General features: G+C 67.5%; 12 protein-coding genes and 1 pseudogene. 8 read left to right on the top strand and 5 right to left on the bottom strand.

Translation table 11 applies throughout. The features are described 5' to 3' along the window. Positions 1-49 precede the first annotated feature (49 nt). The 3 genes and pseudogenes from KO481_RS40065 to KO481_RS40055 form a co-directional block, all read right to left on the bottom strand. Positions 50-346, bottom strand: a pseudogene (locus KO481_RS40065) (ISL3 family transposase); the annotation flags it as partial. A 76-nt stretch (positions 347-422) separates the two neighbouring features. Continuing rightward, positions 423-1,475, bottom strand: a complete 1,053-nt coding sequence (locus KO481_RS40060; RefSeq protein ID WP_215923787.1) for an alcohol dehydrogenase catalytic domain-containing protein — start codon at positions 1,473-1,475, stop codon at positions 423-425. A 181-nt stretch (positions 1,476-1,656) separates the two neighbouring features. Then, on the bottom strand, positions 1,657-2,451 hold the full coding sequence (locus tag KO481_RS40055) for an SDR family NAD(P)-dependent oxidoreductase (protein WP_215923786.1): 795 nt from the start codon (positions 2,449-2,451) through the stop codon (positions 1,657-1,659). A 117-nt stretch (positions 2,452-2,568) separates the two neighbouring features. On the opposite strand from KO481_RS40055, the gene KO481_RS40050 reads away from it, so the two are divergent. From KO481_RS40050 to KO481_RS40015, 8 genes are all read left to right on the top strand, one after another. After that, entirely contained in the window at positions 2,569-3,366 is a 798-nt protein-coding gene (locus tag KO481_RS40050; RefSeq protein ID WP_215923785.1) for a FadR/GntR family transcriptional regulator, read from the top strand. A gap of 39 nt (positions 3,367-3,405) precedes the next feature. Next, positions 3,406-4,221: an ATP-binding cassette domain-containing protein gene (locus KO481_RS40045; RefSeq protein WP_215923784.1), complete on the top strand. Its 816-nt coding sequence runs from the start codon at positions 3,406-3,408 to the stop codon at positions 4,219-4,221. Beyond that, positions 4,218-5,228, top strand: coding sequence for an ABC transporter permease (locus KO481_RS40040; RefSeq protein ID WP_215923783.1), 1,011 nt, complete (start codon positions 4,218-4,220; stop codon positions 5,226-5,228). The genes KO481_RS40045 and KO481_RS40040 overlap by 4 nt, the downstream gene beginning before the upstream one ends. Before the next feature lie 94 nt (positions 5,229-5,322). Beyond that, positions 5,323-6,369 carry a substrate-binding domain-containing protein gene (locus KO481_RS40035; RefSeq protein ID WP_215923782.1) on the top strand — a complete coding sequence of 349 codons (1,047 nt, stop codon included), beginning with the start codon at positions 5,323-5,325 and terminating at the stop codon, positions 6,367-6,369. An 87-nt stretch (positions 6,370-6,456) separates the two neighbouring features. After that, on the top strand, positions 6,457-7,656 hold the full coding sequence (locus KO481_RS40030; RefSeq protein ID WP_215923781.1) for a mandelate racemase/muconate lactonizing enzyme family protein: 1,200 nt from the start codon (positions 6,457-6,459) through the stop codon (positions 7,654-7,656). Between the two features lie 14 nt (positions 7,657-7,670). Then, positions 7,671-8,546: a fumarylacetoacetate hydrolase family protein gene (locus tag KO481_RS40025; RefSeq protein WP_215923780.1), complete on the top strand. Its 876-nt coding sequence runs from the start codon at positions 7,671-7,673 to the stop codon at positions 8,544-8,546. Further along, positions 8,543-10,072: an aldehyde dehydrogenase (NADP(+)) gene (locus tag KO481_RS40020; protein ID WP_215923779.1), complete on the top strand. Its 1,530-nt coding sequence runs from the start codon at positions 8,543-8,545 to the stop codon at positions 10,070-10,072. Before KO481_RS40025 ends, KO481_RS40020 begins: the two co-directional genes overlap by 4 nt. Continuing rightward, entirely contained in the window at positions 10,069-10,920 is an 852-nt protein-coding gene (locus tag KO481_RS40015) for an SMP-30/gluconolactonase/LRE family protein (RefSeq protein WP_215923778.1), read from the top strand. Before KO481_RS40020 ends, KO481_RS40015 begins: the two co-directional genes overlap by 4 nt. Positions 10,921-11,201: 281 nt before the next feature. On the opposite strand, the gene KO481_RS40010 is transcribed toward KO481_RS40015, so the two are convergent. Then, entirely contained in the window at positions 11,202-11,423 is a 222-nt protein-coding gene (locus tag KO481_RS40010; protein WP_215923777.1) for a hypothetical protein, read from the bottom strand. Between the two features lie 386 nt (positions 11,424-11,809). After that, a complete protein-coding gene (locus tag KO481_RS40005; protein WP_215923776.1) occupies positions 11,810-12,850 on the bottom strand; it encodes an epoxide hydrolase family protein in 1,041 nt (346 codons plus the stop codon). Positions 12,851-12,865: the final 15 nt, after the last annotated feature.

Genomic DNA, 12,865 nt, shown 5'->3' with positions numbered 1-12,865 from the left:
GAGCTTCCTTTGCTTGGGAGTGGTTGTTCAGCCCAGCGCAGGCCACGTCGCGTCGAGAGAGCTTGGTCCTTGGTTCGGCCGCGCGGCTGGTGTCTTGGCGCCACACGTAGCCGCAGCCGTTGCACCGGTATCGGCGGACCGTCACGTGCAGCGTGGTGGGCCGCCACCCGAATGGTTCGTGCGCCGACCAGCGCAGGATGGTGTCGCAAGGCACGCCCTCGCAGCCGCAGCGTCGACACCACTGGTCCGGTTCGACGAGACGGCATGCGAGGACCGCGCGGTCGGGATCGAGCCGCTGGCCGGTGACTTCGAGCCCGAGCTCGTCCAGTCGACAGAAGGTGGTCAGGTCGGCGCTGGAGAGACCGGGAACTGCTGTCGTGGCGCCGGGCGCCGGTCGCGGTGTGGGTGCCTCGGTTGTGCGGTCAGCGGCAGTCGATGGCGATCTTGAGGACCTCGGGATCTGGTTGTGAGAGCAGGGGGAGTGCGACGGTCACCAGGTCGGGTAGCGGGATCTGGTGTGTGACAAGGTCGGCGGCGTTGAGGCGCCCGTCGGCCAGCATCCGCACTGCGTGGGCGACGTCGGTGTCCCATAGGTGGGCTGCGGAGCCGATGAGCTGGCGCTCGCCGAGGACGAGGGCTGGGAGTGGGATGGGCTGTGTCTGGGAGCCCAGTCCTACGGCCACGACGGTGCCGCCCGGCCGTGCCAGGTCGATCGACCGCGTCAGTTGTCCAGCGGCGCCGCTGCATTCGAACACGACGTCGACGCCTGGCGCGCCCAGGTCTGCCACGACGTCGGGGAGGCCGTCGGGTGGGCAGGCGCGGACCGGGGAGTGGGCTTCGGCGAACCGGCGCCGGTAGTCGGACGGGTCGACCAGACAGCAGGCCGCGGCGCCTGCGGCCAGCACGGCCTGTGCGGTGAGTTGGCCGATCGTTCCGCCGCCGATGACCATGGCGGTGGCGCCGAAGATCTCGGATACCTTGCGGACGGCGCGGACCGCCACGGCGGCGGGTTCGGCGAGGACGGCGGTTTGCATCGACAGTCCGGCCGGGACCGGAACGCAGGTCCGGGCCTTGGCGACCATGTATTCGGCCATTCCTCCGTCGTCTTGTTGGCCCGGCACGCAGACGCTCGGGCACAGGCCCTCTTGGTGGCGCAGGCACCACCAGCACTGTCCGCAGCCGTTGACCACGTCCGGGACGACGTAGGTCCCCACGGCGGGGCCGGTTCCGTCCGGGGCAGCCCGGACGATTTCGCCGACGATCTCGTGTCCGAGGGTGAGCGGGGCCATCCGTCCGCTCAGCGGGTGTGGCTGGCCGGTGGGGATGATGAGGGGTCCGGCGCGGTACTCCTCCAGGTCGGTGCCGCAGATGCCGCACCAGTGGACCTTGACCAGCACTTCGTCGTTGCGGGGTTCTCGCGGTGTGACATCCTCGATGCGGATGTCCTCACGGTCGTGCCATCGGGCGGCGAGCATCGCTTGAAGCCTTTCGATAGGGAGTCGGCCATCACGGGGCCAGCGGTGAGGCAGGCCGACGGTGTCGCATGTGCGGGTGTGGGGCGACCGGGCTCGGTCTCGGCACCGGAGTTCGGGGGTGCCGAGGGCGAATTCTCGGAAGTCGAGACACCGCACCGGCTGAACGGGTAGATCAGATGCCTCATTCGTCCATCGGGTACAGGCTCGCCCCGCCGTCGACCAGTAGGGTGGCGCCGGTCATGTACGCGGACATCGGCGAGGCCAGGAAGAGCACCGCATCGGCCACCGACTCCGGCGTCTGGAGTCGGCCGAGGGGGATGGCGCGCTGCGCGCGGGACCGATACGCGGGATCGGAGTCCCATTGGCGTTTGGCCATGCCGACGCCGACGATTCCGGGCGCCACGGCGTTGCTGCGGATGCCTTGCGGGGCGAGTTCGCGGGCGAAGGTGCGCATCAGCGATCGGACGGCGGCCTTGCTGGCCGAGTAAGGGCCGATCTCCGGCCAGGGCACATCCTGTACCCAGCTCGTGGTGAAGATCAGAATCCCTGGCGCCTCGTCAGCAAGCCAGCGCCGCGCGGCCTCTGAGGCGACGAGGAACGAGCCGCGCAGGTTCACCGCCATCAGGTCGTCGAAGGCTTCGACAGGGTAGTTGACGATGGGATGCGAACCGACGACCCCGGCGTGCACGCACACGATGTCCGCCGGTCCGCCGAACACCTGCGCTGCCCGGTCGAACAGCGCTGTGACATCGTCCGTCGAGGTGGTGTCGCAGGCCGCGTACGCACTCTGGGCGAGGCCCGAAGCGGTCACAGCCTCGGCGGCTGCGCTCGCGTCGGGCAGGTCGGTCAACAGAACGCGTGCGCCCGTTCTCTGAAACGCCGCGGCGATGACCTGCCCGATCCCGCCGAGGGCGCCGGTGAGAATCACCCGGCGTCCGGCCAGGCCCCAGGGGCCCGAGTCCGAAGCCGCTTCCATATCAACCTCCTGATCGTCCTGAACCCAGGTCGTGCTCGAAGCCGCGGTGCCGGCCGATGAGAGCGCCTGTTGGCGGACTCTTGACGCTGCCGGACGGAGGCGAGTATACCTGTCGGCATGACCGGTAATACCAGTTTGTCCGACACCCCGCCCTCGGGTGCGGATGTCGCAGCCGCGATGGAAACGCGGCTGCTCTCGGGAGAATGGGCGGTCGGAACGCGGCTGCCGTCCGAGCGAGTGCTGGCCTTGGCGTACCAGGTGAGCCGCCCTGTCATCCGGGAGGCGCTGCGCGCGCTCCAGGAAAGAGGTCTGATCACCGTCGCGGCGGGCCGGGGAAGTTTCGTCCGGGCGCACCGCCCGAGCAGTCACGGCGGGGACGCGACGCTGCTGGCGCGCCGTGGCGAGGTGACGGCCCGGGACCTGGTCGTGGCCCGCGTCATGCTGGAAGGCCAGACCGCGGCGCTTGCTGCGCAGAACCGCACCGAGGCCGATCTCACCGATATGCGCCGGATCCTTGCGGCGTTCGACCGGGAGAAGTCGCTGGCCGCAACGGCCGACCTGGACGTCGCCTTCCACGAGTCGATCGCCGTGGCCTCGCGGAACCCGGTCATCCAGTTGATGTTCGGGTCGATCCGGCCGCTGACCCACGGCGTCGTGCTCCGCAGCCTGACCGACCGCGCCGTGCGCGGGGTCGCGGCCCCGCTACACGATGTGATCCTCGAGGCGATCGCCGACCAGGACCCCGACGCGGCCCGCGCCGCGATGACCGAGCACATCGAGACGGCCCAGCACTTTTACGGGCCGGACCTGGACGCCGCGCTCACCGACGTCCTCATCCAGCGCGCCGCCAGCAGCCCCGACCTCGCGGAGGTGCTGAGCGGGTACATCGCAAACCTCCCCGACCAGAGCGACTGAACGGTCGCTCTAGAACCCGACCGAGAGGAATCGAGGCATATGCCTGTTCTCGAAGTAGCGGACATCCGCAAGAGATTCGGCGGCGTCGAAGCACTGCGTGGCGTCAGCCTGACCATCGCCGAGGGGGAGGTCATCGGCCTCATGGGGGACAACGGCGCCGGCAAGTCGACTCTGATGAAGGTGCTCTGCGGAGCGGTACGTCCCGACTCGGGCACCATCACCATGGACGGTAAACCGCTGTCGATGCGTGGCCCGCGGGACGCGGCAACGCACGGGATCTCCGTTGTCTACCAGGATCTGGCCCTGGTGAACCAGCGGGACGTGGCGACGAACGTGTTCCTCGGCCTGGAGCCCCGGCGCGGATTGGTCGTGGACCGCCGTCGTATGCGCCGCGAGGCGCGTGCGGTCCTTGATGAGCTCAGCATCCGGATACCCTCGGTGCGCCTGCCGGTCGGTGGCCTGTCCGGCGGGCAGCGTCAGTGCATCGCCATCGCCCGCGCCGTTCACCAGGGCGGCAAGGTCGTTCTGCTCGACGAACCGACCGCCGCGTTGGGCCCCGAGCAGCAGGCGAACGTCCTGAAGCTGATCACCGATCTCAAGCAGCGCGGAACCACGGTCGTGGTGGTCAGCCACAACGTCGACCATGTGCTGGCCGTAGCCGACCGGGTGGTGGTGATGCGCGCCGGACAGGTGCAGGGCATCCGCGATGTGCACTCCACGAGCGCGACCGATGTCGTCGGGTTGATCCTCGGAGATACCGCCGCCGACGCCGTTTCCCGCATCCTCGGCACGTCCGGGGAGTCGGCACAGACCGCATCCGCACCGACCGCCACCGCCCGCAGGAGCGCCCAATGACCGACATCATCCATGCCGTGGACAGCCGGGACCGCGACGCCGGAGCGGGGAGCATGCGCCGGGTGTTCGGCGCGCACGAGTTCGGCGTGCTGGTCGCCACCGTCGTGATCTTCCTTTACTGCGCACTGTTCGTGAACAACTTCCTGACGAGCGAGAACCTGCTCTCGGTGGCCCAGCAGATCGCGTTCATCGGCATCATCGGCACCGGCATGACGCTGGTCGTCGTCGCCGGCGAGATCGACCTGTCGGTCGGCTCGCAGTACGGACTGCTGTCGGTCGTGATGGCCTACGCGCTGACCGAGTGGTCGATGCCGGCCTATGAGGCAGCCGCGCTCGTCATCGTCCTGGGTGCCGGCATCGGACTGGTCCAGGGCCTGGTAACGACGGTGTTCAAAGTCCCATCGTTCGTGGTCACCCTGGCCGGCATGGCGATCCTGCGCGGCTTCGCCCTGCTACTCACCTCCGGTCAGCCGGTCATGGCCACCGCCAGCAAGCAGTACCACAGCCTCGCCGGAGGTAACGCCATCGGATCGCTGGCGGCGCAGACGGTCTGGATGGGCGGCGTCATGCTGGCCTTCGGCTGGATGCTGAGCCGCACCAAGTTCGGCTATGACATCTATGCCACCGGCGGCAACATGAAGGCCGCCGTCGATGCCGGCATCCGTGCGAACCGGGTCAAGGTTTTGTGCTTCTGCCTGACCGGCGCACTGTGCGGCCTGGCGGCTTTCCTGCTGGTGGGCTGGCTCGGCAGCGCCAACCCGCTGACCGGGAACGGTTTCGAACTGAGCGTCATCGCAGCGGTCGTCGTCGGCGGGGCGAGCCTGAGCGGCGGCGTGGGCAGCGTGACCGGGTCGCTGTTCGGCGCGCTGGTCGCCGGCCTCATCGTCAACGCCCTGGTGCTGCTCGGAGTCGACGGCAACTGGCAGCAGGTGGCCACCGGCGGGCTGATCCTCGCCGCGGTCCTGGTCAACCGGCTGGTCGCGACCCGTCAGGCGGCGATGCGCTGACAGCGCCACGGCCCCAGCGCCACACCCAACGGCGCTATCCACCCCTCGCACCGTTTCTGTCCCCTCGCAGGGACAACCCTCCCGAAGAAGTGAGATGAATCAGATGTCCGATCCCGCCCAGACCGGCCCGTCCGGCATTTTCAGTCGCAGAGGCATCCTCGGCGTCAGCGCTACCGCCCTCGCCGCAAGCGCGCTGGCGGCGTGCACCCCGGCTCACGCCGGGGCCGGCGGCGGGGGGGTGCAGAAGGGCAAGAAGGTCATCTTCGTCGTCCATGAGAAGAACAGCTTCTTCGGGCCGGTCCAGAAGGGGTTTGAGACCTTCGGTGAGGCCGTGGGGTGGCAGGCCCAGTTCATCGGCCCGGCCACCTTCGACCAGTCGACCGTCGTCAACATGATGCAGAACGCGGTCAACTCCAAGCCCGACGGCCTCATCCTTACCCGCATCGACAACACCTCCTACGACGGCGTCATCAAGGCGGCCCAGGCCGCGGGCATCCAGGTCATCCTGTCCAACGTCGCCAGCGACGACTACCAGAAACTCGGCGTCGCCTTTGTGGGGCAGAACTTCGTGCCCGCCGGGGTCACCGCCGGAAAGCAGATCCTCGCGCACGTCGCCAAGTACACCGGCCGCCAGGACGGCGCGATCATCATCGGCAAGATCCAGGCCGGCAATTCGGCCCTGGAGCAGCGCGGAGAGGGCATCAGGCAGGCAGTGTCGGACTACAACCACGCGCACGGGACGCAGTTCACCACCGAGGAGCTTATCGTCGGCACCGATGAGGCCGGAGCGGTCTCGAAGATCGACGGCCGCTACAGCCGCGACCCGCACTCTGTTGTCGGGTGGGCTGGTACCGCCTTCGAGTGCCAGTTCGTCGCCACCTGGGCCAAGAGCAAGAACCTCGTCGGGAAGTTCGCCAACGGCGGATTCGATCTGACGGCCCCGGTACTGGCCGGGGTCCAGGACGGCAGCATCGATTACACCATCGGCCAGAATCCCTGGGCCCAGGGCTGGGTCGCCGCGGCGCTGCTGGCCCAGCAGATGGACCCGGGCTACCCGTCCTTCACCTACGACACCGGCGCGGAAGTGGTCGACTCCGCCAATATCGCCGCGGTCAGCAAACGTGAGGCGAAGGTCGCCTGACCACGAGAGGCATGGCCCGTCGGCGGCCCACCTGGGCCCTGACATCGAATCGAAGAAAGGCATGTGACGCGAGTGCGAGTCGTAGCTTTGGAAACTCTGCGACCCAAGTTCCAGAACAACCTGTGTGTCGTCGTGCTGCATACCGACGACGGCGAGGTCGGCCTCGGCGACGCCTTCTTCCAGTCGGCCGCGGTCGAGGCCTATCTGCACGGCCATGTCGCCCCGCTACTCCTCGGCCAAGAGGATCCGAGCCCCGAGGCGACGGTAGCGTTGCTCGCCCCCTACGTGGGATACCAGGGCGGCGGCGTGGAGGTACGCGGGAATGGCGCGGTCGACATGGCGCTATGGGATCTGCTGGGCAAACGAACCGGCAGACCGGTCGCCCAGCTGCTCGGCGGCCCGGTCCGCGACACCATCGACGTCTACAACACCTGCGCCGGCCCCGATTACATCCAGCAAACCTCGCGGCAGACCTCTTCCAACTGGGGAGACGCAGCCGGTGAATACGAGGACCTGCACGCCTTCCTCACCAGACCCGCCGCCTTGGCCAAAGAGCTCTACCAAGAAGGTCTGCGCGGCATGAAGATCTGGCCCTTCGACCGGGCCGCGGAAGCCTCAGCGGGCACCCGTATCCGCCCGAGGGATCTGAGCGCGGCCTTGGGCATCGTCGGCGAGATCCGCGAGGCCGTGGGCATGGATATGGACCTGATGATCGAGCTGCACGGCCTGTGGTCGCGCCAGGCCGCGATCGAGATCTGCCACGCCCTCGAGCCGTTCAAGCCCTTCTGGGTCGAAGACCCGATCCGGCCGGACGCTATCGACGCGATCGGCGCCCTGTGCGATGAAGTCGGCGTACCCATCGCACTCGGCGAGACGGCAATGGGCCGACGAGGCTTTCTGCCCCTGCTCCAGCAGGGCAAGATCTCCTACGCGACGCTGGACGTGCAGTGGACCGGCGGGATCACCGAGGCCCGCAAGGTCGCCAGCACCGCCGACACCTTCGCGATACCCATCGCCCCGCACGACTGCACCGGCCCGATCACCCTGGCCGCGTGCTTCCACCTGTCGATGTCGCAGCCCAACGCCCTATTCCAGGAGACCGTTCGCGCCTACCTGCGGACGTGGTACCCCCAGGTCGTTACGGGATTGCCGCAGATCCGCGAAGGGAAAGCGACCCTGTCCGACGAACCCGGCCTCGGCCTGCAACTCGTGCCGGGCCTACGCGAGGACGATGCGGCCCGACGGCGGATCAGCCGACTCGACACCGCCCGAACGTCCCGCCCGTGAGACAAGGAGCAATGATGGAACTCGTTCGTTGGCGCAGGCCGGACGGGACAACAAAGGTCGGCCTCCACGACGGTGAGCACCTGCGCGAATTACCGTTCCCCACGATGGCCGAGGTTCTTCAGCACAGGGTCGCCGACATCCGGCAGGCCATCGACGACGCCGCATCGAGCGAGCACCGCCTCGACCCCGGCGAGGTCGAGCTTCTCGTGCCGATCGATGGCCGGACCGAGGTATGGGGCGCCGGAGTCACCTACCAGCACTCACGCACGGCCCGTGCCGAAGAATCCGGCTTCGAGAAGGTCTACCTCGAGGTCTACGACGCCGACCGGCCGGAGTTGTTCTTCAAATCCGCCGCCTGGCGGGTGCTCACCGACGGCGATCCCGGCGGCCTGCGCCCGGACTGCACCGACTCGGTATGCGAACCAGAACTGGCACTGGTCCTGAACCGGCACGCGGAAATCGTGGGCGCGCTCGTGTGCAACGACCTCACCGCGCGAAGCATCGAGGCGGTGAACCCGATCTACCTGCCGCAGGCCAAAGTGTTCCCGGGCAGCTGTCTGCTGTCCACCTCGATCGTGCCGTGGTGGACGATCAGGAACCCCGAGGATCTGCTTATCACCATGACCGTGTATCGGGGTCGCGAGGCTGTGTTCTCCGGCGAGGCCACAACCTCCTGCATGAGACGCGGCTATGACGAACTGGTCCACTGGCTGTTCCAGGGGGAGCAATTTCCTGACGGCGTCGTCCTGAGCACCGGAACCGGCATCGTGCCCCCGCTCGGGCAGGGACTACGGCCAGGTGACCGCGCCACTATCACCATCGACCAGGTCGGGGCCCTGTCGAACGTCATGACCGACGACCGGGGCATGTTAGAAGGGCTGCTCACATGAGTTTGACCAGCGTCAACCCCAGGAACGACGCGGTTCTCGCGACGATCGAGGAGAGCACCGCGCAAGAGCTCGAAGACGCCCTGGCCGCCGCCTGGGCGGCAGCGCCCCTCCTGCGCGCCATGAGCGCCGCGGAACGCGGCCGATGGATCAGGGCCGTCGCCGACGCGCTCGACCGCCGCTCCGACGAACTGGTGCAACTGGCCGGCAGCGAGACCGGGCTGCCCCACGCCCGGCTGACCGGCGAGGTCGTCCGCACGACGACGCAGCTGCGATTCCTGGCCGCGCACGCAGAAACAGGACAGCCGTTCGAGCCGACCATCGACCGTAGTGACCCGTCCTGGCTCCCCGCACCCCGCCTGGACCTGCGTTCCATCCGCGCCGGAATCGGGGTCGTGCTGGTCTTCGCCGCCAGCAACTTCCCGTTCGCCTTCAGCGTGGCCGGCGGCGACACCGCCAGCGCCTGGGCGGCCGGCTGCCCGGTCATCGTCAAAACCCATCCCGGACACCCGCTGCTGTCCGAAGCAGTCGCCGAAACCATCAGGGGAACGCTGGCCGCACAGTGTGTGCCGCCGGGAGCCTTCGCCGTCATCCGAGGCTTCGACGTCGGCCGCACCGCACTCACCGACCGGCGCGTATCGGCGGGCGCGTTCACCGGCTCCCTCGCCGGTGGCCGTGCGTTGGTCGACATCGCCTCCCGACGCCACAACCCGATCCCCTTCTTCGCGGAGATGGGGAGCATCAACCCGGTTGTCGTGACGGCACATGCCAGTAGGGAACGCCCCGAACAGATCGCGGCGGGCCTAGCCGACTCCTTCCTTCTCGGCAGCGGACAGCTCTGCACCAAGCCCGGCCTGATCCTGATCCCCTCCGGCAGCGGCATCGCCGAGCGGATCACCGCGCTCACCGCCGAGAGTCCCGCAGGCGTCATGCTCAACCGCGCCATCCGCGACCGCCACCGCTCCGCCCTGCGAGAGTTCCTCTCCCACAGCGAGATCGGCCTCGTCGCGGTCGGACAACAGGCTCCCGACGACCACGGCGCCTTCGAGGCGCCGACCGTCACCTCGACTACCGCCAAAGCACTGATCGCCGATCCCGACACCATCACCGAGGAACATTTCGGACCGAGCACCGTACTGGTCACCTACGAGTCCGAGACCGAACTCCAAGCAGCGATCCAGACACTCCCCGGTACGCTCACCGGAACTGTGCATTGCGGCTCCGGCGAGGATGTCACCGGGTTGGTGGCGATGCTTGCCGAGCGCGCCGGGCGGGTGCTGGTGAACGACTGGCCGACCGGAGTCGCCGTCACCTGGGCACAGTTCCACGGCGGCCCATACCCCTCGACCAGCGACGCACGCCACACGTCGGTCGGCGCCGGTGCCATCGGCCGCTTCCTCCGAACCGTCGCATACCAGAACGTCCCTGACAGCGCCCTGCCCCCGTGGCTCCGCAACGCCAACCCGGACCGGATCCTACGGCGAATGGACGGTGTGCTCACCGACGAGCCGATCAGCGAGGGACCATGAAACGCATCCAGGCCCAGCAGTTCACAGAGAGCGTGACCCATCACGGCGAAGGACCGGTCTGGCTCGGCCGCCACGGACTCGCGGTGCTGGACATGCTGGCCGGCGATGTGGTCCTGATCGACGAGCGCGGGGCGCAGACGCGTCGCGAGCACCTCGGTGAGGTGGTCGCCGCGCTTCGGCCTCGCCGTGTCGGTGGATTCGTGGCGGGCCTCGAACGCGGCTTCTGCCTTCTGAACGAGCACTTCGCCGTGACCGAAGCGGTGACCTGCTGGACCGACCCGAGCGTGCGCATGAACGACGGAGCCTGCGATCCTATGGGCCGGTTCTGGTGTGGCTCGATGGCCTACGACCTCACTCCAGGCGCCGGAGCGCTGTGGCGCTTCGAACCATCTGGAGACGCCGTCGAGGTGATCACGGGCATCGGCTGCTCGAACGGGCTGGCCTGGAACCGGGACGGAACACGGGCCTACTACGTTGACAGCCTGACCGGCAGGATCGACGTCCTCGAACTCGGCCCGGACGGCCAGATAGCTGACCGCCGGCCCTATACCGATACCGTCGGCGACGGATTCCCCGACGGCATCGCCGTGGACCTAGCCGACGGAGTCTGGCTCGCCTCGTTCGGCTCAGGACTGCTCCGGCACTTCGACCACAAAGGGCGACACGACGCCGATATAACGGTTCCGGTCAGGCAAGTCACCGCCTGCACGTTCGCAGGCCCCGACTACTCCGAGCTCTACATCACCACCTCCCGCTTCGGACTGCAGGACCCGGAAGCCGCCGCGGGCGCCGTGTTCAGGGCGAAACCTGACACGGGGGGCTTCGCACCCTACACGTTCGGCGGATAGCGTCGTCAACTTCTCTTCAGTCACGCCGTGAACGTGGACCGGCGCCACGACATACCCGGGAGAGTCAGCCCAACCAACGGGCGACAGGCGATTCAGGAGTCAGGCCGCCGGTCCGCTACGGGTAGCTATCCCGACCACGAACCGCCTCCACACATCACAACTAGGGATCAGACGAGGATTGCCGCCCGCTTATCCGGAGAGCGTGATGTTCCCCCGGTTTCGTGGAGTCGGAACGAAATCACCTGGCTCTATTCCCGGGTGGTCTCGTCATCGGGGACCGCTCAGTCAGAGATGCTGATCCCTTGCCAAAAGTTCACACGCACCCCTCGCGCGGTCGGTGTCGTGTCTACTGGATAGTGAGCGACCACGTTGCCGTTGACGTCCTCTACCTCGATGACGCTCGGGATAACGGACCCGCCGGTGGCGACGAAGACCGGTTTGCCGTCGCGGTAGTGCACCGACAGCGTGGGCGCGGTCTCCGGTCCCGGTTCCTGCTCGGCCATCACATGCCTCCCGCGTAGATCGAACGACGATCAACAGGGTATCACGGGGCGAATTACCTTGTGCGGCAATGGATTAATTCGGGCGGATGTCCGGTGTTCGGCATAGAAATACGTTCTGCCCGCGAGGGTCTGGACGTGGGGAACGTCCTCCTGGTGCGCTTGTCGGGCTTGGTGTCCCATTCGCTGTAGGAGGACGTTCCATGGGTAACGGTAACGGCGTGTCCCGGGGTGATCGCAACCGCAACATTCGCTTGGCTCGGTTGCGGGCGCTGGTGCCGGTGACCAATGCGATCATCGCCATCGATTTGGCGGACCGCACGCAGATGGTGGTGGTCACCGACCATGATTCGAAGGTGCTGGCCCGTAAGGTATTCCGCTGCCTCCGTTCATCCGCCCAGCGTGACCGCACGATGTACGTCACCGGCGTAGGCCTCGGGCTGTTCCCAGGCTGCGAAGTGGCCGCCTGCACGGTGTTCCACATAATCGCAAACGTTCAGGAACGCCTCGGCGTAGCTTCGCGGCTCCGGCTTGATGTCGCGCGGGAACACGGAAAGCACTGTCGGCGTGTCGATCCGGGCAGGAAGGGCGGCTGGTTCGGTATAGGTGGCGAACGAGGTGCCGATCGTACCGGTGACCCAGTAGGCTGTGACCCAGGTGAGAAGCTCGTCCACAGTGAAGGCCGACTCGTCGGACCAGGACTCCAGCTTCTCGACGATCCACGCCGCGAGTCCGGCGGGTGAGTCGCCGAGGGCGACGGTGAGGGTGTTCGGCCGCGTCGACTGCTCCGCGATGTACCCGCCCTCGGTGCGGAACCATTGCGCCGCCCGGGCGAGGAAGGCCGCCGCGTCGGGCGCGAGCTTGGACGGGTCCGCGGTGAACGCATGCTGCGGGGCAATGTTCGTCAGATGCAGGGCGGCCACCCGATCCGGGTGTTCGGCCGCGAGGATTTCCGCAACGGTGCCACCCACGTCGCCGCCGGACACCGTGTACCGCGAGTAACCGAGTTCATCCAGAGCGTCCGCGATAATCCCGGCGATCCGGTTGACCGACATACCCGGCACGGTAAGTGGGGCCGCGAACGGGAAGCCCGGCAGCGCGGGAACCACCACGTGCATATCCGTGAGCAGGGGCAGGACGCGTTCGAATCGCAACACCGAGTCCGGCCAGCCGTGCAGCAGCACAACCACCGGAGCCTCGGGATCGGTGGATCGCCGATGGATCACGCGCAGCTCAGTGTCGCCCACCTGCACTGTCTGCCAAGGGAATTCGCCGATGCGGCGCTCGTGCACGCTCCAGTCGTATCCGTTCGCCCAGCGTTCGAGCAGTTCGTCGAGATGGGTGCCGGTAATGCCGCGGGTCCCATCACCACTCCATGGAGTCGTGACACGCCGCGTCAACTGAAGTCGCTCCCGCATCTCGTCGTTCATGTGTATCACTGTACA

It is taken from the genome of Nocardia albiluteola (genome assembly GCF_018860155.1).
Taxonomy (GTDB): Bacteria; Actinomycetota; Actinomycetes; order Mycobacteriales; family Mycobacteriaceae; genus Nocardia; species Nocardia albiluteola.
The sequence above is the reverse complement of the archived record's forward strand: the minus strand, read 5'-3'. Positions and strand labels throughout refer to the sequence as shown.